The sequence below is a fragment of the Buttiauxella sp. genome (assembly GCF_049686335.1).
Taxonomy (GTDB): Bacteria; Pseudomonadota; Gammaproteobacteria; order Enterobacterales; family Enterobacteriaceae; genus Buttiauxella.
Map to the genome: position 1 here is coordinate 1 of NZ_JBAVHX010000004.1, position 22406 is coordinate 22406.

Genomic DNA, 22406 nt, shown 5'->3' on the forward strand with positions numbered 1-22406 from the left:
GTCGGTCAGGAAGTGATTGTCGACTTCCTCAACGGCGACCCGGACCAGCCGATTATCACCGGGCGCACCTATCACGCCGCCAACCGCGCGCCGGGCGACCTGCCGGGCACCAAAACGCAGATGGCAATCCGCTCGCAGACCTATAAGGGTAACGGTTACAACGAACTGATGTTTGAGGACCAGACCGGCCAGGAATTGCTGTCGATGCATGCCCAGAAGGACATGAAAACGGTGGTGCTGAATAGCCAGTTTTATAACGTTCAGCGTGACCGAGAAAAGTGCATTGGTAACGATCAGCGTCTGTCTGTCGGACGAGATGACACCATTGTGGTAGAAAGGGACCGACACACTACGATAAAAGGTGGCTGGCATCTGGATGTAAAGACCCATCGCGAGGAATATTCCCAGGCCAATTTTCATAATGAAATTGCAGGCGACTACTCACGGTTAACTGAAGGGAAAGAAACTATTTTAACCGGAAAGGAAAATACCACTCAGGCCAAAAAAATAATTCTGAAAGGAAATGAAAAAATTGATATTTATGGGCCAATGGGGAGGATCACTATAGATGATAAAGGGATAACTCTTGACGCTCCCGTTATTAATCTGTGTGGCATAGTCAAAATCACACCACCAACAGCGAATGTTCTGGCTAAAATGAACAACGCTGGACAAAGTTTTACAGATTCAGAAATAAATCAGTCCGCATTTACAGAAAATACTGAAAATACCGAATCCCAACCACCAGAAAATGACAACCCGAATTCTGACATTCCTCCGCCCCAGGATGACGGTGATGACGAAGATGAAAATGCACCTTATCAGTTACGCTTCCAGCTTACTGATGATGAGCATAAACCATTCATCACCAAAAATTACATCGCATTTCTTAAGGATGGAAGTACCACCAGCAGTACCACAGACAGCCAGGGATACACTGAAATATTTCAGGCTGAGGAAGTAGAAAATATACATATTGATGTGATACTTGATAACAACCAAAAGGACATCTTATAGCCTATGAATATATATGCTAAATTCTCCGTAAAAGCTGTCGGTATCGATGACTGCTCCGCTATCGATTTCAGTCGATACAGTTATATAATTAAACTTTGTCATACATCAGATCGCGATAATGTCATTTCCTCCGAACCTGAAACAAAATTTTCTCAATCAGGTGAATCCTCGCTGCACTGTATTAATTATACAGACTCCTCATCCGAATTCCCTGTTACCTATTGCGATATCTATTGTGCAGGTGTTTGTACGGATAAAATTTATATAAAATCTTTTCCCGACGCAGGAAGTAGTCACGACTGGACGGTACTGAATAAAAAATTCAGCAAAGGTGAAACGACTCAAAGTAAGAACTACGATAAAATCTGTAATATTTCCAGTCATCGCATCTTTATTGATTCGCAGTTTCCAGTGGGCCATCCGGATGACCCATTTGAGAAAAGTAAGATAGAACGACAACTGGCGGCACGGTTGAAGTTTCAGCCATCGCCAGTAGATTTTATGCATTATCAATTTCCTGACCAAGGAAATGCAAGTATTTGTGGTCCAGCAGCATTTTTTTATACCTTGCTAAAAGATCGTCCTGATCTATATAGCCAATATATAAAGGATCTGTGGAACAATGGTGAAGCAAGTTTAGGTAAACTAAGAATCACTCCATCCAAAGGTGTATGCCATCCTAACAATTATACAGAACGTACGGGGGACACCAGGGTACCCGCTATTGATTGGATATCTATGGCCAGTTTAAGAGATGATGAAAATATTTTTTTAGATTATGACAATCCTGACAATGAATTGAGTGGATTAACCATGCCAGAGGGTATTATAAAATGGGTTAAAGCAGTTGGCTCAGATGTAATTTTTCATGAAATGTCTCTTTTTCACTGGCCAAAAAATATGGTTGCAAAATTAAGTGATTACGTTGACGCAACTAACCATGTAGCTGTGTTGATCCATCATGGCATGCTTAAAGGCATTGATAGCCAATATCCAACTCACTGGATAGTTTGGGATGGTAAAGTTACTGTTGTTAATACACAGAAACCAGTGGATGAACACACGCCAGATAATGAACTGGTTGATGTTAAACTTTTCTCTTGGGGACAATCTAAAAATATGAGTTCATACTCTATATCCAGAACACTACCATTCAAAAAACTCTGTTCTTACATATATGGAGGGGTGGTGTTTAACAAAATACCATAAATCATGATGAATAAATTATATCTACTTCCCTTTGTTTTTACCTTGTATGGATGTTGCTCATTCGTGAGCGATAATGAATTAACATTCACTCCGGACAAGTTATCTTACGCAGTTATGGGGCAACCATACACTGCAGAAATAAAAAATTCTGGTTCAAATATTTCTAGTTTATGGGTAAAAGGATATAAACCTCATTACCAAACTGCTGACCTCCGAAATGGTTTGGTGGTAAATACTTATAATCCAGAATCTAACTGGAACATTAAAATATCTGGAACGCCTAATAAAACCGGGACTGAGAGTTTTACAATTGAAGGCTTCACATCAGGCACCCAATGCCCAGGACTTCAGTTCAGTAAAACCTACACCATCACCACCGTAACAAATAAACTAGAAGCAAAGACACCAACAATAACAGTCCAGGATAATCAACTGACACCGGCATGCCGCAGAAAATAGCGAAGGAACGATACTATGGTCGATATACCCATCATTCTGAAAGGCGACAAAACCACTCACGGAGGAATAGTATTAGAAGGGTTTTCAGGGGTTACCTGGCAAGGCATTCCTGTTGCAGGTGTTGGGCATATGGTCGTCTGTCCTCTATGTGATGGCAAATTCCCTATTATGGCGGGATCACCACAAATGACTTTTTGTGGCGTAAATGTTGCTACACAAGATATGAAAACTGCCTGTGGTGCTAGCTTGATTCCCTCTCAGCAATTGTTTTGCATTTCGGTTTGAGGTTTATCCAATTCAAGTTAGGAGTAACTGTGGGAATTTCTCTCTCCGCATTACTACCCGCTAAAGCGCGATGAACCCTATTCTTTAATGGTGGATGACGCTTGCGCTTATCCACCCTACAACTTCGGTCCAGCTTTCACTGGTCGTATAAACGCAAGCGTCATCCACCCTACAAAACTGAGTAGGTCGGATAAGCGCAAGCGTCATCCGACATTTCCTGGCGTTAATTCAATTTCGCTTTCGAGAAATCGCTACCGTTGGTGCTGACCGTATAACCCGTCACATTGCTGCGCGTGGCGTAGAAGGTTTTGCCATTCGCCAGTGGGATCCACGGCGCTTGCTCATAAAACACTTCTTGTGCCTGCTCGTAAAGTTTGGCGCGAGCCGCAGGATCGCTGATTAATTTCGCCTTCTGCGTCAAGGCATCGTACTGCTTGTCGCACCAGCGCGCCGCGTTCGAGCCGCTTTGGATGCTGCCGCAACCGAGCAAGGTATCTGCAAAGTTATCCGGGTCACCGTTGTCGCTCATCCAGCCAAACAGTGCGGATGAGTGTTCGCCCTTGCGCATGCCCGACAGATATTCGCCCCACTCGAAGGTGACGATTTTGGCGTTCACACCGACTTTCGCCCAGTCCGCCTGAATCATTTCCGCGATGCGGCGCGAGTTCGGGTTGTACGGACGTTGCACTGGCATTGACCACAAATCGGTCTCAAAGCCCTTTTCTAAGCCCGCCTGCTTCAATAAAGCTTTCGCTTTTTCCGGATTGTAACTGCGATCGGCAAGATTTTTATTAAACCCTAACATCGCTGGCGGTATGGGTGATTTTGCGATGGTGCCGGAGCCCATAAACACCGCATTAATAATCGCCTGTTTATCGACGGCGTAATTCAGTGCCTGACGAACCAGCACATTATCAAACGGTTTTTTGGTGGTATTAAACGCCAGATAACCGACGTTCAGGCCATCAACGGTGTGCAGCGCCAGATCTTTATTCGCTTTAATCGCGTCAAACTGGACCGGTGCCGGAGCCGGGATAATCTGGCATTCGTTCTTTTGCAATTTCGCCATACGGGTTTGCACGTTTGGCGTGATGGAGAAGATCAGGTGTTTAGTCGGCACTTCGCCATTCCAGTAATTCGGGTTCGCCACAAAGCGAATCAACGAATCAACTTTGTACTCCTGCAATGCATACGGGCCGGTGCCGATAGGTGCGGTATCCACCTTTTCAGGCGTGCCCGCTTTCAGCATCGCGTCGGCATATTCAGCTGACAGGATCGACGCAAAATCCATTCCCCAGTCCGCGAGGAATGCCGCATTAGGCTCGCTCAGGGTGAACTGCACGTGATTGTCATCGATTTTCTTCACTTCAGTGATGAGCTTATCGAAGCCAACATCATTGAAGTATTCGTAATTAGCTTGCGAGACGTTGTGATACGGGTTTTTCGGGTCTTTCTGGCGCATCACCGAGAAAACCACGTCGTCGGCGTTAAAATCGCGCGTCGGTTTAAACTCTTTATTGCTGTTGAACTTCACCCCTTTACGCAGAGTAAAGGTATAGGTTTTGCCATCCTTGCTGATGTCCCATGCGGTTGCCAGAGACGGCACCGGCACGTTATCGCTTGGGCGAAACTCTACCAGGCGGTTGTACAGCGTTTGCGAGCTGGCAACAAAGGTTGGGCCGGAACTGGCGATTTGCGGGTTAAAAGATTCTGGAGAGGCTTCTGAGCAGTAAACCAGCGTGTTATTTGCAGCAGCAAATGCAGCACTGGCGGGTAATAAACTGGTTAATAGCAGTGCGAGAAGAGTTTTCCCTGTCGACATATTTTTGCCTTTTGTTTGTGCTTGCCAAATGAAACGTGATGGGGCTGATATTGCCAGGTGCATGACCTGGCTTTTTTAGGACAGCAATAACACCATAGCTCATCATCGCTGACAAATAACAAAAGGCTCTCACGTTATGCAAAACCAGTGAGATTTGTGTAGTTTTACGCCAGGCGCAGCAGGATATCGCGCCATCTGCGTTTACAATGATGCAACAAACCGCTGAAGGATCGCGCGGGCTGACGGTGTGTCGCTGACTTTGCCCAACAATTCATCACGGTCTTTGCCCTTCATCGCCACCCTTTCACTGCGGCTGGTAATGATTTTATTCATCACCGCGGCATTAAATTCTGGATGGAATTGCACTGATAAGGCATTTGCGCTGTAACGGATTATCTGGTGCGGATCGTGGCTGGATGCGCCTAATACCACCGCATCTGGCGGCAGCGTCAGGACACTTTGCTCATGGCTTAAAAAGGTATCGAAGTTGTATGGCAAACCACTCAGCAACGGATCGTGCAGGGCGGCATCGTTTAGCGTGACGGGGAGTTGCCCCACTTCGCTGCCCTGCGGATGGTAATCCACCACACCGCCCAGCGCATACGCCATTAACTGATGCCCGTAACACACGCCAAGCACCGGAACGCCAGCCTGAATGATGTCCCGCACCCATTCGGCGGTGCGCTCGCTCCACGGCAGTTTGTCCGTCACCATCGCCCACGAACCTGAAATCACCGCACCGCTAAAGGTACCAACGGCCGGCAGTGGTTCATCGTCAAACGGACACACCACGCGAATCGGCCCAACATCACCTAATGCGGCGTGAAACCACTGCGGTTGCTCACCCACGGCGGTGCGGATATCTAACGGCGGATGACCCATTTGAACCAATAGTAACGGCAGTTTATCTGACATTTTTGAGTGCTCCCAAACGTGTTGCGAAGTTTAATCAGTAGCACAAAACCGGAGAACGCCCCAAAGACTTAAGTGCAATCGCCCGATAATTAGAAAAAAACCCCGTCTCTTCCACCGTTTAATTGCGCAAAGAGTCAGTACAGTGGCAAGCGTGAAGATGGCTCAAGTTGAGCTGAAAACAGCAGGATTGATGACGTGGCAAAAACATTATTGCGCAGCGGATGCCTTGATGACTTCCTTTCGCTTGGCGAAAACGGGCAGACGGTGTTCGACTCAGCGCTACAAATTCGCGAAACTTTGCGCTTACGCAAACAGCAGGCGGTGGTCGATAGCCTCGCCATCCCTCAGCCAAACGATGAGGGCGACAGAGTTGACTGGTATGCGCCTTTTGAAGGCAACGTTGTCAGTTGGGCTGCGGCCAGTGACGAACAACGCAAAAAAGCCCTGCGCTATCTCGATAACTGCCAGGCCAACGTCGCGTCGTTAATTCAGCGCTGCCAGCAGGCGGAAAAAACCGCCATCCAACTGTTTGGTTCGTTGCTCGCCAATGCGTTGCAGTTCCCCGGCAGCCAGCATGTCTATCTTGTCGATGGCAAACCGGTGCTGACGTTCTGGGGTTTCGTCAATCTCAATAGTAGTGCCCGCACTGACGCGCTGGATTGCCTGCGCAACACGCAAGAGCATGAACCCGTCATTGAGTTTCTCCCGGAACCACCACCAGCCGCCCCGCCAGTGATTGTGCTAAGCGAGCCAGATGAACCGCTCTATTCGGTCGCACCAACGACTGTTGCCGCCCCCGTCAGCGAAACGCCCGTGGAACCCGAGCCCGTGCCTGAAATCGTGCCGCAAGCGTTGCCTGCTAAAAAAACCAGACGCTGGATATTGCCGGTCGCGGCCATGATAGTTGCCTGCATCGCTGCCCCGCTCACTTACTATCTGGTATCGGCACCACTTGCAGAACCTTTAGCGCAGGTTGCGCCAGACGTTAAACCGAAGCCTGTCGCGCCTGCAGTGATTCAGGCTGAACCCGCAGCCCCGGTTGCAACGCTGCCAGTTTCGACTTTGCCCGTCAGCCAGGCCGCGGTGGCAGAAACGCCAGCGCCAGAACCTGTCGCGGCTGTCACCCCACCGCCTGCGGACATCCCTAAAGGGACGATGATTTTACCCGCTGATGCCTTAAAACTCGGCTCCACCAAATTCCTCAACGGCAACTGGCGTGTGGCCATCAACGTTAAAGATTCCATCACCGGTAAACCGCCAACGCTGCGTTATCAGATTGCCAGTAACAAAGGCACCGTGCGGCTGGTGCATGGTGACAATATTGTCTGCAAAGCGGAAGTGTTCTCCGGGTTGATGCAGTCAGGCACGCTGATGATCAAAACCCGTGGCAATGCACGCTGTAGCGATGGTTCGCGTTATCCGTTGCCAGAGATTTCCTGTAATGCCGGCGCGAACGATGTGGCTGAGTGTACCGGGCGCTACGAGGGCGACACCGTGGTTCCTGTGACGTTTAAAAAAGTGAGTGATTAATCCATGTTTGCCACCCTGTATCCTTATAAGCCGAGCGTCACGCTCATCAAAGACAGCGGCATTCAGTTTCTGGATTTCGGCCTTGCCCCGCAGCCAAACGCCCCGCACACCGGTCGCTTTGTGCGCAAAACGGCGAATGGCCCGCTGCTGCGCCTCGATTATGATGTGGTACCTGGCAAATTTACTCTGCCCGGTACGCAGGGTGCGGCTCACGAAGTCGTCAAACCTGAAAGCACCATTACGCTCGGTCATTCGCTGAAACTACTGGATAAAACCTGGTTGCCGCTGCCTTTCCTGCGTTTTAACCCGCCGCGTACTTTTGTCGGCGGCCCGGATAACTGGGCGCGCGTACAAATCCGCTGCCTGGAAACGCCAGACTCCGCAGGCAACACGGTGCGCATTACGCTTGCGCTGGATACCAAAATCCTGGCCGATGACAACCCTGCCGCGCACCTCGCACCGACACAGAACGATGTGCGTAACGGCGCACGCTTTGCGCTGGCCTGGCAGAACGAAGAAATTAACGATTTTATCGACCAGACCTGGGTCGATGGCTGGCTGCGCGAAGTGTTCACGCAGTATGCTTCGCGCCATGAATCACGCAGCGAGCGCGATATCAGTAATGCGCTGAAAACCTTTGAATATCAGGCGCATTACCTCAATATTATCGAGATGCTGGGCGCACAACTTGCGGTGCCAGAAGTGAAAATCGTCACCGCGACCCTGCAATCCCCGGCGATCCCGGTCGATCTGGTGCTGGATGTCGGTAACACCCACACCTGCGGCGTTTTGATTGAAGATCATGGCGAAGCCAACGACGGCCTGCGCCAGACTGCCGAGCTGCAAATTCGCTCACTCAGCGAACCGCAAACCATCAACGAAGCGATGTTCACCAGCCGCCTCGAATTCTCAGAAGCTAAATTCGGCAAACAGCATTTCTCGGTGGAAAGTGGCCGCGATGACGCGTTTGTCTGGCCGTCGATTGCTCGTGTCGGCGATGAAGCGCGCAGTATGGCTTCCGCCCGTTTAGGCACCGATGGTGCCAGCGGGATTTCCAGCCCGCGCCGCTACTTGTGGGATGAAACTCCCGCCAATCAGGACTGGCGCTTTAGCCAGATGGGCGTGAAAACGCAACGCGAGCCGCTGGCCACGGCTTATCCATTGATGAACCTGATGAATGACGATGGACAGCCGCTCTATTCGCTGCCGTTAGAAGAGAGGCTGCCGGTGTTTTCGCCGCAATACAGCCGCAGTTCGTTGATGACCTTGATGCTGTGCGAACTGCTGGCGCAGGCGTTGATGCAAATCAACAGCGTCGGCTCCCGGCAAAGCATGGGACATCTTAATGCGCCACGTCAGTTGCGCAGTCTTATCCTCACGCTGCCTTCAGCGATGCCGAAACAAGAACGTGAAATCTTCCGCCAGCGTATGCAGGAAGCGGTCGGTCTGGTGTGGAAAGCGATGGAATGGCACCCGACTGACGAGAGTTTTAGCAACGATCGGGATTTCCAGAAAAGTGTGGTTCCGGTACCAGACGTGCAGATGGAATGGGACGAAGCCACCTGTGGGCAACTGGTGTGGTTGTATAACGAAGCGCTGGTTAACTATGCCGGACAGAGCGGTAACTTCTTCCAAAGTCTGGCCCGACCTGACCGCAAACTAGCCGCCGATGAGCTACCGGGCAAAACGCTGCGTGTCGCCTCGATTGATATTGGCGGCGGCACTACGGACATGGCTATCACGCAATATCATCTGGATGATGGTGTTGGCAGCAATGTAAAAATCACGCCGCGCTTGCTGTTCCGCGAAGGCTTTAAAGTCGCGGGTGACGACATTCTGCTGGATGTTATTCAGCGTTGCGTGCTGCCCGCGCTACAGGCGCAAATCCATCAGGCGGGTGTTGCGGATACCGCAGGACTCATGACCACGCTGTTTGGCGAGTCCGGACGCATGGATACCCGTGGCACGCTGCGCCAGCAAACTGCGCTGCAACTGTTTATCCCGCTGGGCCATGCGGTGTTGTCGTGCTGGGAAAACAGCGATCCGGACGACAGCCATGCCATGCTGGAAGCGACTTTTGGCGAGCTGTTAACCCAGCGCCCAACCGATAACGTTATCAACTATGTGCAACAGGCGGTGCAGCATGCACTGCCAGCCGACGCGCCAGCATTTGATCTCTTTAGCGTGCCGCTGCATGTGGAAATGGCGGAGTTGCAGGAAGCGATGCTCGCGGGTCACTTTACGCTGACCACGCCGCTGCAAGCCCTGTGCGAAGTCATCAACCACTACTGCTGCGATGTGTTGCTGGTCACCGGGCGACCGGGCTGTTTGCCAGGCGTTCAGGCGCTATTGCGCTACCAACAACCGGTGCCGGTAAACCGCATCGTCTGGCTGGATAACTATCAGACTCATGAATGGTATCCGTTTAGCCAGCAAGGCCGCATCGGCAACCCGAAATCCACCGCTGCCGTCGGCGCGATGTTATGCAGCCTGGCAATGGATTTACGTCTGCCTGGCTTTAACTTTAAGGCCTCCGACATTCAGGCTTACTCCACAGTGCGCTATCTGGGGATGCTGGATGGCAACAATACGTTGGTTGAGAAGAACGTCTGGTATCGCGATATCGATCTCGACGATCCTAAATCCACGCTCGATACGCGTCTGCATTTTCCACTGCGCGGCAATGCGTGCCTCGGGTTCCGTCAGCTTGATGATGCGCGCTGGCCAGCCACGCCGCTTTACACCCTTGCGATTAATTCCCCGCAGCTGGCAAAAGCCATCGCTGGCGAAGGCGTGCTGAATGTGCGTTTACAGCAGACCCGTGAAGCCGACGCCTTTGTGCTGGCAGAAGCGTGGTTGCAAGACGGCAGCAAAGTGCCGCTCAACCAATTAAGTTTTAAATTGAATACCCTGGCAGGTAGCTATAGCGGTGCCAGCCATTACTGGATTGACAGCGGGAGCGTGTATCAAAAATGAATTCAACAACCTCAACGCTGCAACAGTTAGTGGACTGGGTACAACAGATGCGTGTGTCGGTGCCGTTAGTGGACAACGAAGCTGACGGACTGTTGCAAAAACTGGCTGCCTTTCAACAACGCCAGAAACAGATTGACTTGCAGGCGGAGCAACCACTAACCATCGGCTTGTACGGCCACTCGGTTGAAGGAAAACATCATCTGCTCACCACGCTGCTGGGCGATAATCATGATCGCATTGAGATTATGCTCGGCGGGAAAGTGCTGGATTACCTGACACACATTAATCCCGGCCACCCACCCGGTGTGGCGGTGCGTTTTACACGTCGTGAACTCACCGTGGCGGAACATTACCCACTGCTGCTGACGCTGTATAGCGCAAGCGAACTTGCCCAGCGCATGATTCGCCAGTATCACACCGCACCAGCGGCACGTTTTGCGCAGCCAGAAGTTATCGCCGCGAAGTTGAAAGAGTTGCAGACCCGACGTCTGGCACAACCGACTGCCGGTATGACATCGCTTCAACTGTCTGACATTGCCCGGACTTATCATCAACTGGTGCGCCGCCAGTATCATCTTGATAACGCGCTGTGGCAGCAAATGGCGGAACTGCTGCCATGGTTAAGCAGTACCGATCAGGCATCGTTACTGGCACCGCTGTGGGGCGACAACGCCACCCAGACCACGCGCTGGCAACAGCTTGCTGAAATGCTCAATCACCTCGGTCACGCGCGCAAGATTTTGGCTCCGGCCAATTTGTTAGTCGATACCTTCCTGCTACCGGTTGAGGGGTTCCTGTTCCCGGCGACACCGGACGTCGAAGAAATTAACGCCGATGTTCTGGTGTGCCCACTGGTCAATGACGAAATCGGCAGCCAGGTGAGCCTCGCACAGCTTGATTTGCAGCAGCTTTGCGCGGAAATCACCCTGACGCTGAACCATCCGCCGAAACTTACCCAGGTGGATGTGGTGGACATTCCGCTGCTGCAACTCGACGATTACGGCCACTATCTGCAGCCGGATAAATTAGTGGTGTGCAATGCCGCATCCGAGCGACACGAAGTTAACGCTGCGGGTAAAATGCTGGCGCGGTGGGTGGATAAAACCCAGGCGAGCAACGCCACCACACCGGGCTTAATTTGGGCGATTACCCCGCGTGATGCGCGTTTTACCGGCGCGAATCTGGATGAAGGCGTGCAACGGATCATCGGCCTGCCGGGGAAACGCTGGGGCACGCTGCAAGCGCTCGACAGCCGCAATATGCACCGTTTGCTGGATTGGCTCACCGATGCGCTGATTCCGGCACAACGCACGCTGCGCATTGAGATGCTACAGGCGGCGCTGAACAGACAAATCAACGCCCTGTTCGCTCATATTATTGAAGGCGAAAACCTGACGCCGGAGCGTGCGCGCCTGCAGGCAGAAGATCTGGTGCGTACTTTACAGGCCCGTGCCGCTATTCATGGCGAACTCCTCGCCAGCCTGCTGCCGGAGCGCCATGCGCTGCAACAAAGCTGGCTGAGCCATCAGCAGTTACGCAAACAACAACCCGCCGGATTTAGCCTCGATATCGACCTGTTCGCCGACGAAGAGAGCCATCACGCACAAACAACGGGCAGCGACAACTTTGCCAGCGTCGTGCATCTGTTATGGATTAACCATTTGCGCCAGTGGGTCACGCGTCGGGAAATCACCCAACTTTCAGGGCTCGATAACACCCAACTGCAGGCGCTGTGCCAGTTGCTGATAATCGCCAGTTATCGCCTGAAATTGTCGGAACAACTCGACACAGCCTTGCGCCACGGCGATGGCGGAATGGCGCAGGAAATCACCTGCGTCAGTGCGGTGTTAGGGGATTTTGTCAGCTGGTTAGGCTACGCGCATATTGAACCGGCATTACGTCCGGCAAGCCGCGTTAATAAAGGCTCACCGGTGTTTACCCCGCAAACCCAGGCAACCGCCAATACCCGGCTGGTACGTTTGGGTGACCAGCCTGCTCGCGGCAACACACTCTATGTCTACGACTGGCTGGTTGCGCTGTATACCCGGGCGCTGGAGAACATCGGTTATCGCCACCCGCAGGATGTGAGTGACGCGCAAAGAGCGCGGTTAAAAGCAATATTGGGAGAGTAAGCGCCTGATGTGATTCCGGGTGAGCGAGATTATTCTCACCCGGATGACGGACAGCGGCAAAGTCGCGTCTATAGTTTCCATTCTGACGAGTCCGCCAGGCTAATGAGGTTAATTCGTACTGGAGTTAATTCGGCGTGATTTTCCCCGTGTGCCTCGCCCGTCAGATTTAAAAGCACATCTCACGCTCTGTGGATATAAACGAGCCAGCCGCCCTGTTACAAAACAAAAGTCGCGCCTGTTGCCGGAGAAATCATATCCGGCAGCCACCAGCGTCCCCATGCGCCGGTGCAATGGCAACCCATGAGTTTGGTTATTTGTTGCTGGTTAATAAATCGCCTGACACGCAGCAACTCCCACGGCGTCGCGCAGCGTAGATGGAAACCGCCGATCAACGCGTAGATTTTCCTGACGCCAGTGATGTTCTGGCAGTGACGCACGATATGGGTGATCCCTCGATGGCCGCAGCCGGTAATAATCACTAAACCCTGATCCGATTTATAAATGAGTACGCCTTCGTCAATAACGTAATCCACTGCCGAATCGTTGCCATTAATAATCCCGTATGCCCTGGGTTCATCCACTTTAATCTCCCCCGACCATAAGAAATGTTCGCTTATTTCTACAGGCGAACGGGTGTACTCCATCTGGTGACGTGAGTAATCAATATCCAACGATAATTTCTTGAGTTTTCGGGTGAAGCCCGCAAACTGGACTGCCGCGTAGCGTTCATTGGCGATCTGTGGGTGGCAGATGATACGGCTGTTGTCAGGCAACCAGGGAACACCACCGCAATGGTCATAATGGCCGTGGGAAAGAACCGTCGCGGTTAACCGTGTCAGGTCAACCCCCATCCGTTCAGCGTTATGCAGGAAGGTACCATCAGGGCCGGTGTCGAATAAAATCGAGGTGGCCTCATCCTGAATCAACAGACTTAGCCCGGCCTTAGCGACCAATGAACTCTCTGCGCCATCGGCGAGCCGGTTTTCCAGTAATACCTTGATAGTTAATGCCATGTTTGCTCGTTCCTGAGAAGAAATCCCTTTCGCCCCAGTATGCGAGATTATTCTGAACGATTCAAACGACGCAGGTACGCCACGCTTTCCCGCAGTGGCTCGCCAGTCAGCTCTTCTACAATGACCGGAATATGGGTCAGTTGGCGTTGCTCCAGCACAGAAAGCACCTGCGCATAATCGATAAGCCCCTGTTCCAGCCCTGTCGGTATCTTGTTCCGTCCCTCAAGGATGAAATTCTTGAAATGGAACAGTCGGATGCGACCAACATGCTTGTTGAGGAAATTGACCAGCACGTTGTGCCAGTCTGCTGCATTATCCGCATACAGCAGGTTAGCTAAATCGAGAGTCACTTTGAAATGCTTGCCCAACTCGCTGTTCAGGCGCAAAAGGCAATGGGAGTCGTGAATGATATGGTCTCTGACTGCTTCGACCAGGAAGTCACAATCGGCCAGCGCCAGATGGGGCTTTAACAACGTGAGGCTCCGCTCCACTTTGTTAAAAGCGTCGATGCCATGGTTATCCGGATGCCAGGTCCAGTCATTATCGTTAAGCGAGCCCGTCTCACTCCCCACAACGCCGACATCACAGATTTGAGCAAGCTCAATATTAATACGCACGCGCTCAATTTCGCTCGCAAGGAACCCGGCGTCAGAGTGGGCTGGGTTGAAGTAGCTGGCCAGCAGGAATATGGAGATACCGGCCTGCTGGATCTGTTTGATATTGGCGACCAAAGTGGGAATGTCGCGAGCCTGCCAGGCCTCTGGCCAACTCTTATGTACCGCCAGTTGTAGTCCGTCAATCCCCAGCAGGCGAGCCTGAAAAATCAGCTTCTCCGGGGACTGCTCTGCAAAATCATGGGCGCGTGCGCCAATCTGTAGCGTTGTCATATGATATTCCTTTGAGACCCTGGAATGACTTGCGAGCCCGGACAGGCTCGCAAGTTAAATCGATAATTTACGTCCGGTGATATCAGATAGCCGGAACCGGGGCGACCATATCCGGTTGATTGACCGGCCCCTTATTGTACTCCTGCTCGAAATACTCGCGCACCATCGGGGCCGACAAACCGACGACGACCTGCAAGTTTTTACCAGAGCGCATCACCCCCAGTGCACCAGCCTGCTTCAGGGCTTTATCATCCTGCACCAGAGCAGCATCCTTTACCACCAGGCGCAGACGGGTCTGGCAGTTGCCGATTGTCTCGACGTTTTCACACCCTCCCACACAACGCAGGATAGCGGCGGCTCGGAGGCGGTCCGGCTCTTGTCCGGCTACTGCCTGGCCTGACTGTTTACCACGGTAGTCCTGTTTGGAGTAAAGGCGGACATCATCCTCCTCTTCATCATTAGCACGGCCTGGTGTCAGGAAGTTGAACTTCAGGATCATGTAGCGGAACACGAAGAAGTTGATGGCAGCAAAGCCCAGGCCCAGAGCAAGGTGGATCCAGATAAGATGAGCGTGATTCTTCGCATAGAAGACCCAGTTGAACAGGATGATATCGTTCAGACCGCCGCCCATGAAACCGACGACCCCGCACAGATAAAGCGCGACACAAAGGGTGGCACCAATCAGCGCATTCACCAGATACAACACCGGTGCGACAAACAGATAGGTAAACTCGATTGGTTCGGTAATGCCGACCGCCATCGCGGTGATAATGGCCGGGATAACCAGGGCGGCAATCTTGCGTTTCATCTTCTTCTTAGCAGTGGCATAAATCGCCAGACCAGAACCCAGAGAGCAGAACACGCTGATGTTGCCATATAGCGAGTAACCCGCGGCCGGGAACTGTTCGACCAGAGGCGTGGTTGACGCTGCATAAGTCGAAACGTTTTCAATCCAATGGGTGTAAAGGCCCCCATCTACCACGGCCGGGCCGAAGAAGAACGGGAAGTAGACGAAACGGTGCAGGCCGGTTGGAACCAGCATGCGTTCTACGAAGGCAAGCATCCACATCCCGAAGGCATCGGCTTCAACGTAGAAACCCTGCATGGCATTGATGCCAACTTGAACCTTTGGCCAAAGCTCGCAGGTCAGCCACGCCATAGGCAACATGACGCAGAAGGAAACGATAAAGACCAGACTCATCCCCTGGAAAATGGTGAGGTAATCCGGCAGTTTCTTTTCGAAGAAACGGTTGTGAATCCAGGTCACCACGCCACCGATAATGAGCGAGAAGACGATACTGGTATCGAGCGTTTTAACGCCGCCCACCATCGCCAGGCCGCTGGAGCCGCCGACATTCTGATTAAAATCGACCCCGAACTCAGGCCCCCAGAAGGTCAGCATGCTGTTGGTGAAGTAGTTGTAAGCCATGTAGGCAAAGAAGGCGACCAGTGCCGCACGTGCCTGCCCCGTCCTGGCCAGTCCCACGGGTAAGGCCATACAGAACAGCAACGGGAAATTGCGGAAAATGGTCCAGCCACCAGACTTGATGATGGTCATCACTTTGTAAAAGTTCGAGTCCGGGTGAGCAAGACTGCCCATGATATCGGGCATGGTGAGCAGCCCGGTTATCGCAAGCAGCAAACCGGTGAAAGGTAAAAAGGCAATGGGGACTGCCATAGCACCGCCAAAAGTCTGGAAGGCCCCCATAAAATTCCGTTTAGACATCTCTCTGTTTCTCCAAAAAAAATAACAAATAAATCAAATCGTTATGCCAGCCACTGACCTTGCTCGAGTTCGAGCAGCAGCAACATGGTCAGCGCCTGCGCATAGGGAACCGGTGCAATGGGAATGTCGCAGTAGTATTGGTGGTCATGGCCTACCATCGTGCCCTTTGAGGCCTTGAGTACGATGCCGTCCTCGTCAATGCACTCCCACACGGCGCGCGCGGCTTTCAGCGCCGGTTCAATCACGCTTTCATCCAGCAAACCGAGCCGCACGCCGCGCAACATGCCGTAGGCAATACCCGCGGTTGCCGAGGACTCTTGAGGTGACCATGGATCATCAAGAACCGTATGCCACATGCCGTTTTCAGCCTGCAGTTCGCACAAAGAACGCACCTGGCGTGTCACCACCTGGGTGAGGTAGCGCCTGACGCCAGCGTCCAGGTGCTCGCCCATCAGATCGATAAATTCGGGAATAGCGACGGTTATCCAGGCATTGCCTCTCGCCCACAAAACGCCAGCAAAATGGTGTTGTTCGACATAGCTCCAGCCGTGATACCAGAGCCCACTTTTGGGCTCGCTCAGGTAGCGGGTGTGCAACAGAAACTGATAGACCGCCTCGTCAATCAAATCCCGCCGCTCCAGCACGGTCCCGGCGGTGCCGAGGAACAGGCACGTCATGAAAAGGGTGTCATCCCAAAGCTGACCGGTGTTGGGCTGCTCTTTCACCACATGCTGGAATCCGCCCTCTTCGGTTCTTGGCAGATTTGCCATGAGGTCATCGGCCCAGGCGTTCACCGTTTCGCGCAAATCGGCGCGACCGCTGTGGCCCGCCAGCAATGCCAGGGTGATCATTGGCGCCGTGGTATTGATCTGCATCTCGGGAAGACCTTTGCGGATCTGCCCTTCGTACCAGGCCAGCAGAGAGGCATGAAGTTCGGCATCGTTCTGGTAACGGGCGTAACCCCAGAAACCGTAAAGCCCGACACCAACTTCCCATTCCCACTCCTCAAAATGAATGGCCAGGCCTTTACTGGCCGTTAACTCACCCATGCCTTTCAACTGGCAGAAACCACGAACCACCAGCTCCAGGGTGTGGATCAGATCTTGTTGCTTCATGTTGCGTCTCCACAGTAGGTCACGATGGGGTCGCATCCCGCCTCAATGGGGAAACTATGTACAACCCCCTTGACCAGGCATCTGCCCTGCCATTCCAGGCGCATAACTTCACCTTCCGCCGTAGCGACGGTGGCGATTTCGCCATCAATAGTGACCTCGAGCGTTGCCATGTGATGACAGAACGCGGCAAAGGCCGCGTCATCGCCATGACCAACCTCGGTATACCAGGCCACACGATGCGCTTCGGCACGGTATTCGTTACCCGCAGTCATCCCGGTCGTGACCGCATTGAGCGGCGCTGAACAGCCGATGACAGCAAAGGCGTTACCCGCGCGAACCAGACAGGCACGCGGCAGTGCAATGACCTCATCAAAGGCTTCTGCGGGTAAATAGAGGTGGGTCCATGGGAAGGCGGCATCTTCGCCCAACTGATAGAACTGCAAGGCGCGATTCTCCACCTGCATCAGCTGTGGCAGCACACCGTTACCGGACCAATACGACGGACGCTGCTCCCCGCCAGGCTCGGCTTCACCCGGGTGATTGACCCACAATTTGGCATCGTGATGGGAGGCAAATTGCACATCGACCAGATGCTGCTGGTGACCCCGCTTGCCGGGATGGTGATCCACACAACTGGAGAGGCTGACGCCAGGCTCTTTCCAGACGACGATCTTGCCGCCGCCTGCCTGATAGAAGGCTTGCAGCGTGCCTTTTGACAGCATGGCGTAGCGGTTTGACTCAACCGGGGGTTGATAATCGCTGGCACAAAACAGCGGCAAAGAGGCACATTTACGGTTATACCAACCGCCGCCCCAGGCGACATTACCGTACGCTGATAACTCCGTGAGAACGCCCGCCAACAGCTCTTTCTCGTAGACTCGTCCCATGGTGCCGGCGGCAATCCCATCCTGATAATGCAGAGCACTGAGCAGCATCAGGCGATCGATAAGCCCTTTCGCACGCTCACGCACCCAGGCATCTCCCGCCAGTTGATAAAGCGCAAACAGACCGATGTAATCGACCGGATAATAAGGCGCAGAATTCCACTCGACGAAGCCGTGTTGTTCAATGGCATCGAACCAAAGCGCCAGGCGTTGGGCTGCGATTTCGCGCTGCTGTTCGCCACTGCGCCCGGAGGCCAGAAACAGCTCGTTGGGGAACATCTGCCCTGCCAGATATTGGGCAGTATGGAAGCAGAGCGTATGGTTCTCACTCCAGAACCACATCACGTCGTTGCCCTGCTCGTCCATCCAGTATCGATAGCCAAGGATAGAGCTGCGAACCCGTCGCCAGAGAACTGGCGGGAAATGTTCACCCTTGTGCTGGTGCCAAATCCAAAGCAGTGGAACCAGAGAAAAGTCGGAGCAATCTTCACGGGCGCTGATCCGCTTGAGTGTGTCGAGCAACAGCTGATCCGCTTCGGAGGTGATTTCGCCGCAGTGCATCATGGCGAGCAGACGCGCGGTGCGCTCCATGCCATTTTGAGCCGTGTGCTGCAGCGCCTTCAGTTTGCGGTCGGCAAGGCTACCAGACCGTTCGGCGTCGCCAGACGGCTGCATAAGGTTCACACCAAAACTGCGGTTAATGGCAACGCCCGCACAACGCATGTGCAGCACAACCTGATAGTGCGCGGTACCAATCTCATCGGGCAGCGACAGCGTCAGTACCTGGTTGTCTGGTGTGACGGTCCCGAAATCCACCTGGCGTGGGGTGAAGTTATCATTGCCCATGCCGTGGATTTCACCATGCAGATGAATGGGTTGCGACGGTGCCTGCTCACCCAGCCGAACCTTGACCTGGTTGCTCCAGGCGGTGAGTTCCGGGCGCATGGCTAAAGCAAACTGGCTTAATTCATCAAGCAAAGTCGCATCAATATGCGGCAGCGAAACAGCCAAAGGCACGTTGCCACGGTAAATAAACCGCAGCGCAAACACGGTATCCCGTTCAAACAGCTCATCCAGATGGATCAACAGCGTGTTTTTACCCGCCTGCAAGGGAAGCATCAGCTCACAATTTTGCATTTTGTTGCGCGTAAAAGGGGTGAACCGGGCAACAGGAACTTCATTGCACCAGAGTCGGGCCCCACCGCACGTCGACAGCTCGAAGGGGTAATGACCCGCGTCATTGGCGTGAAGTTCCACCTCGAGCCAGCGTTGCACATGAGTAGGTACTCGCTGGAACGACGAGAAAGAAACGGTGTCGCTTTCCCCCGTAAAACTGACCTGAGTACGTGGCAGAGCCGCGCTTATTTCGACGTTACGTTCAGCCATCTTCTGGCGAAAAATACGCCGACAAAAGGCATCCTCTTGCGGCCCGCTTCCATTCTGGAAGCGGTAATTCATCGCCATATCCATCGGCTCACCGGCATAAAACTCGGCGAATCGCTCCTCCCGGGGAGCTGAGACACAAAAACGGGTGAGAGCTGAGTTAGGCTCAAGCACCCAATTCCCAATTTTCATACAACATTCCTTTAAGCTATTAGCACGCGGCGGGTGCTAATAGAGTTAAATCACCACCCCCCTTTTCCTGGTTCGAAAATTAGGGGGTGAGTTTTGGTAAGGTCAAAACATTGCCATTAATGAGGCGCGATTTTTATTTCACCGTTTAATCTTTTCCATGATTCTCCCACCAGATAACCCACCAGAAATAGAATGGTGTCTCAAATACAAAGAATTCACAGATAGATTTATTAAGTTACAATTAGAGGCCAGGGGTAATTTTAGAACACATATTCAATCCCGACGCGCCAACGCCACTGCCAGTCATTAGGATAAGGGCTATTGTCAGCGGGATCGTTGTAGGACACATATCCTATTTCGGTATACGGTCGCCAGTTTTTATTAATTGGGACGCGAATAGTGACATTATTAAGATATGAATATTCTTCCCCGTTAAAATCAGGATAATCGAGTCTCTTATACTCGAAGTCATAGGCAATAGACCATTTTTCAGTATTGTAGCCGAGGTAATAGTTCAGCTGAAAATAATGGCCATTATCTTTATTGACATCATCGGTATAGTTTCGCTGGCCAACACGGAAACGAGCCGCGGTATACAAATTTTCGTTGAACCAGTAAGTTGGCTTGAAATGGACTCGCAGATCTTGCACGGTATCGGTAATTTCAGTATTAAATCCCGCTTCCCACCACCATGTCTCATTGGGTTTGGCAAGATAACTCAAATCATACTCAGTACCCGTGGTGTGGAATTCATCGAAAGCGCCTTCATTCTCACCTCCGTTGGTAAATTTGGACTCAACACCAAAACCCCAGCCATTGTCGAAACGATGCGAAACGACCAATCGGTCGCTTTGCTGCTCCTGTTTTTCCAGAAACTCGTGGCGATAATTAAGGCTCCATGCATTGGCATTCATGCTGGTTAACACCGAACAAACGGCAATAGCGGCACATGCTAATTTTAACTTCATACCTTTTGAAAAATCTCCTGTGAAAACGGCAAAAAATAGCCAAAGCGGCATCACCATGAACGCCACTTTTAATTTTTTTAACTATCAATCTATTTTTCGAAACAGCGGTTTGAATATACTGTTATTGCTTTTCAGATTCAATTAGATAACCAGCGGTGATATTTAAAATGAGACTTCGCTTCAAATTAAATAAAACAATGACTATTATTTTATTTAATTATAAATTTATAATTAAATAACAGAACAAAAATACACCGCAGGTTAATCGCTGGGAAAACAAGCTGATTCTGACTACACTCGATGGCACCTTAACATTTCAATAACAAAAGAGGTGTCGCATGCAGCACACATCCCCTGTCTCTATTTCTATGCTCATCAATGGATTAGCTGTTGAAGCCCAAAACCAGGCGACGTTTGAACGCCACAACCCGCTCGATGAACAGGTGGCCACCATCGCACCAGCCGCGACTGCCAGCGATGCCCGTGCAGCGGTGGACGCCGCAAGCCAGGCGTTCGTCAGCTGGTCGCAGACCGGGCCGAATCAACGCCGCGCTCTGCTGTTGAAAGCAGCGGATGCGCTGGAAGCAAAGCAAGCTGCGTTTGTCGCCGCGATGGAATCAGAAACCGGTGCTACGGCGCAGTGGGCAGAATTTAACGTGCATCTGGGTGCCGGGTTGTTGCGTGAAGCCGCCGCACTGACTACGCAAATAAATGGCGAAGTGATCCCCTCCGACGTGCCCGGAAATCTGGCCATGGCCATCCGTCAGCCTGCTGGTGTGGTTCTGGGGATCGCACCGTGGAATGCGCCCGTAATCCTGGGCGTGCGGGCAATTGCTACCCCGCTCGCCTGTGGCAACTGCGTGGTGTTGAAAGGCTCAGAAATCTCTCCTGCCACTCACGGCTTAATTATTGAAGCGCTGTGTGAAGCCGGATTCCCCGCAGGCGTGGTCAACTTTGTCACCAACGCGCCAAAAGATGCAGCAACGGTCGTCGAGGCGATGATTGCTCATCCGGCGGTGCGACGGGTGAATTTCACCGGTTCGACACACGTCGGGAGGATCATCGCGCAAACTTGTGCCCGCTACCTGAAACCGGTGATTTTAGAACTGGGAGGCAAAGCCCCATTGCTGGTGTTACACGATGCCGACCTTGAACTGGCGGTGAACTGCGCGGCCTTCGGTGCCTTTGCCAACTCGGGGCAAATCTGTATGTCGACTGAGCGAATTGTTGTCGACGAACGCATCGCCGATGAATTTGTCGCGCAGTTTGCCGCAAAGGCTGCCAGCTTGCCGTGCGGCGACCCACGCCTCGGCCCGACCGTTTTGGGTTCAGTCGTTGATGTGCAGACGGTTTCGCGTTGCAATGATTTGATTGATGACGCGCTGGCAAAAGGGGCAAAAATTGTCGCCGGGGGTAAAGCGTCCTCCACGTTGATGCCTGCCACCGTGCTGGATTTTGTCACCGCTGAGATGCGCATTTACCACGAAGAATCCTTTGGCCCGGTTAAAGGGATCATTCGCGCGAAAAGCGATGACGAAGCGGTGGCTATCGCCAATGATAACGACCTCGGACTTTCTGCCGCCGTATTTAGCCGCGACACCGCGCGGGCGTGGAATATTGCCAGCCGTATTCAAAGTGGAATTTGCCACATCAATAGCCCAACGGTACACGATGAGGCGCAAATGCCATTTGGCGGCGTTAAAGATTCAGGATATGGGCGTTTTGGCGGGCTTGCGGGCGTCAGGGAATTTACCGAATTACGCTGGATAACCATGCAAATGCAGCCCCGCCCGCTGCCGTTCTGATTCTGCTAGTGCTTGTCACGTACGCTGGCACAAGACTCGCGTACGTTTCTCGCTAAACAATCGTCATGCTGGCGAAATGTTCAGGGAA

General features: G+C 52.4%; 16 protein-coding genes. 8 read left to right on the forward strand and 8 right to left on the reverse strand.

Annotation, left to right across the window (positions count from 1 at the left end):
* The 4 genes from WBL83_RS00410 to WBL83_RS00425 form a co-directional block, all read left to right on the forward strand.
* The coding region (locus tag WBL83_RS00410) for a bacteriophage T4 gp5 trimerisation domain-containing protein (protein WP_424587277.1) at positions 1–1017 on the forward strand (1017 nt) is incomplete at its 5' end.
* 3 nt (positions 1018–1020) lie between these two features.
* Positions 1021–2226: a hypothetical protein gene (locus WBL83_RS00415; RefSeq protein WP_424587278.1), complete on the forward strand. Its 1206-nt coding sequence runs from the start codon at positions 1021–1023 to the stop codon at positions 2224–2226.
* A 63-nt stretch (positions 2227–2289) separates the two neighbouring features.
* Entirely contained in the window at positions 2290–2685 is a 396-nt protein-coding gene (locus tag WBL83_RS00420; protein WP_424587279.1) for a hypothetical protein, read from the forward strand.
* Positions 2686–2700: 15 nt separating this feature from the next.
* Positions 2701–2970, forward strand: coding sequence for a PAAR domain-containing protein (locus tag WBL83_RS00425; RefSeq protein ID WP_424587280.1), 270 nt, complete (start codon positions 2701–2703; stop codon positions 2968–2970).
* A 223-nt stretch (positions 2971–3193) separates the two neighbouring features.
* Here the strand turns inward: WBL83_RS00425 and WBL83_RS00430 are convergent, their stop codons facing one another.
* Both WBL83_RS00430 and WBL83_RS00435 read right to left on the reverse strand, forming a co-directional pair.
* Positions 3194–4792 carry an ABC transporter substrate-binding protein gene (locus WBL83_RS00430; protein WP_424587281.1) on the reverse strand — a complete coding sequence of 533 codons (1599 nt, stop codon included), beginning with the start codon at positions 4790–4792 and terminating at the stop codon, positions 3194–3196.
* Positions 4793–4993: 201 nt separating this feature from the next.
* Positions 4994–5707, reverse strand: a complete 714-nt coding sequence (locus tag WBL83_RS00435) for a glutamine amidotransferase (RefSeq protein WP_424587282.1) — start codon at positions 5705–5707, stop codon at positions 4994–4996.
* A 195-nt stretch (positions 5708–5902) separates the two neighbouring features.
* On the opposite strand from WBL83_RS00435, the gene WBL83_RS00440 reads away from it, so the two are divergent.
* The 3 genes from WBL83_RS00440 to WBL83_RS00450 are packed head-to-tail and all read left to right on the forward strand — an operon-like array spanning position 5903 to position 12345.
* Positions 5903–7237, forward strand: coding sequence for an SrfA family protein (locus tag WBL83_RS00440; RefSeq protein WP_424587283.1), 1335 nt, complete (start codon positions 5903–5905; stop codon positions 7235–7237).
* 3 nt (positions 7238–7240) lie between these two features.
* Positions 7241–10213, forward strand: a complete 2973-nt coding sequence (locus WBL83_RS00445; protein WP_424587284.1) for a virulence factor SrfB — start codon at positions 7241–7243, stop codon at positions 10211–10213.
* On the forward strand, positions 10210–12345 hold the full coding sequence (locus WBL83_RS00450) for a virulence factor SrfC family protein (protein ID WP_424587285.1): 2136 nt from the start codon (positions 10210–10212) through the stop codon (positions 12343–12345). The genes WBL83_RS00445 and WBL83_RS00450 overlap by 4 nt, the downstream gene beginning before the upstream one ends.
* A gap of 215 nt (positions 12346–12560) precedes the next feature.
* On the opposite strand, the gene WBL83_RS00455 is transcribed toward WBL83_RS00450, so the two are convergent.
* From WBL83_RS00455 to WBL83_RS00480, 6 genes are all read right to left on the reverse strand, one after another.
* Entirely contained in the window at positions 12561–13358 is a 798-nt protein-coding gene (locus WBL83_RS00455) for an MBL fold metallo-hydrolase (protein WP_424587286.1), read from the reverse strand.
* 47 nt (positions 13359–13405) lie between these two features.
* Positions 13406–14245 carry a sugar phosphate isomerase/epimerase family protein gene (locus WBL83_RS00460; RefSeq protein WP_424587287.1) on the reverse strand — a complete coding sequence of 280 codons (840 nt, stop codon included), beginning with the start codon at positions 14243–14245 and terminating at the stop codon, positions 13406–13408.
* An 82-nt stretch (positions 14246–14327) separates the two neighbouring features.
* Complete coding sequence (locus WBL83_RS00465; RefSeq protein ID WP_424587288.1) at positions 14328–15971, reverse strand: alpha-glucoside-specific PTS transporter subunit IIBC; 1644 nt, start codon at positions 15969–15971, stop codon at positions 14328–14330.
* Between the two features lie 41 nt (positions 15972–16012).
* A complete protein-coding gene (locus WBL83_RS00470; protein WP_424588006.1) occupies positions 16013–17086 on the reverse strand; it encodes a glycoside hydrolase family 88/105 protein in 1074 nt (357 codons plus the stop codon).
* A complete protein-coding gene (locus WBL83_RS00475) occupies positions 17083–19545 on the reverse strand; it encodes a hypothetical protein (protein ID WP_424587289.1) in 2463 nt (820 codons plus the stop codon). The genes WBL83_RS00470 and WBL83_RS00475 overlap by 4 nt, the downstream gene beginning before the upstream one ends.
* A 260-nt stretch (positions 19546–19805) precedes the next feature.
* A complete protein-coding gene (locus tag WBL83_RS00480; protein ID WP_424587290.1) occupies positions 19806–20570 on the reverse strand; it encodes an oligogalacturonate-specific porin KdgM family protein in 765 nt (254 codons plus the stop codon).
* 281 nt (positions 20571–20851) lie between these two features.
* Between WBL83_RS00480 and WBL83_RS00485 the strand changes: the two genes are divergently transcribed.
* Positions 20852–22318, forward strand: coding sequence for an aldehyde dehydrogenase (locus WBL83_RS00485; RefSeq protein ID WP_424587291.1), 1467 nt, complete (start codon positions 20852–20854; stop codon positions 22316–22318).
* Positions 22319–22406 lie beyond the last annotated feature (88 nt).

Excerpts from the sequence above, each read along its gene's own strand:
- WBL83_RS00445 (WP_424587284.1), top strand. The coding sequence starts at position 7,241 with ATGTTTGCCACCCTGTATCCTTATAAGCCGAGCGTCACGCTCATCAAA.
- WBL83_RS00475 (WP_424587289.1), bottom strand. The coding sequence starts at position 19,545 with ATGAAAATTGGGAATTGGGTGCTTGAGCCTAACTCAGCTCTCACCCGT.
- WBL83_RS00455 (WP_424587286.1), bottom strand. The coding sequence starts at position 13,358 with ATGGCATTAACTATCAAGGTATTACTGGAAAACCGGCTCGCCGATGGC.
- WBL83_RS00480 (WP_424587290.1), bottom strand. The coding sequence starts at position 20,570 with ATGGTGATGCCGCTTTGGCTATTTTTTGCCGTTTTCACAGGAGATTTT.
- WBL83_RS00435 (WP_424587282.1), bottom strand. The coding sequence starts at position 5,707 with ATGTCAGATAAACTGCCGTTACTATTGGTTCAAATGGGTCATCCGCCG.
- WBL83_RS00450 (WP_424587285.1), top strand. The coding sequence starts at position 10,210 with ATGAATTCAACAACCTCAACGCTGCAACAGTTAGTGGACTGGGTACAA.
- WBL83_RS00415 (WP_424587278.1), top strand. The coding sequence starts at position 1,021 with ATGAATATATATGCTAAATTCTCCGTAAAAGCTGTCGGTATCGATGAC.
- WBL83_RS00470 (WP_424588006.1), bottom strand. The coding sequence starts at position 17,086 with ATGAAGCAACAAGATCTGATCCACACCCTGGAGCTGGTGGTTCGTGGT.
- WBL83_RS00465 (WP_424587288.1), bottom strand. The coding sequence starts at position 15,971 with ATGTCTAAACGGAATTTTATGGGGGCCTTCCAGACTTTTGGCGGTGCT.
- WBL83_RS00460 (WP_424587287.1), bottom strand. The coding sequence starts at position 14,245 with ATGACAACGCTACAGATTGGCGCACGCGCCCATGATTTTGCAGAGCAG.
- WBL83_RS00425 (WP_424587280.1), top strand. The coding sequence starts at position 2,701 with ATGGTCGATATACCCATCATTCTGAAAGGCGACAAAACCACTCACGGA.
- WBL83_RS00430 (WP_424587281.1), bottom strand. The coding sequence starts at position 4,792 with ATGTCGACAGGGAAAACTCTTCTCGCACTGCTATTAACCAGTTTATTA.
- WBL83_RS00485 (WP_424587291.1), top strand. The coding sequence starts at position 20,852 with ATGCAGCACACATCCCCTGTCTCTATTTCTATGCTCATCAATGGATTA.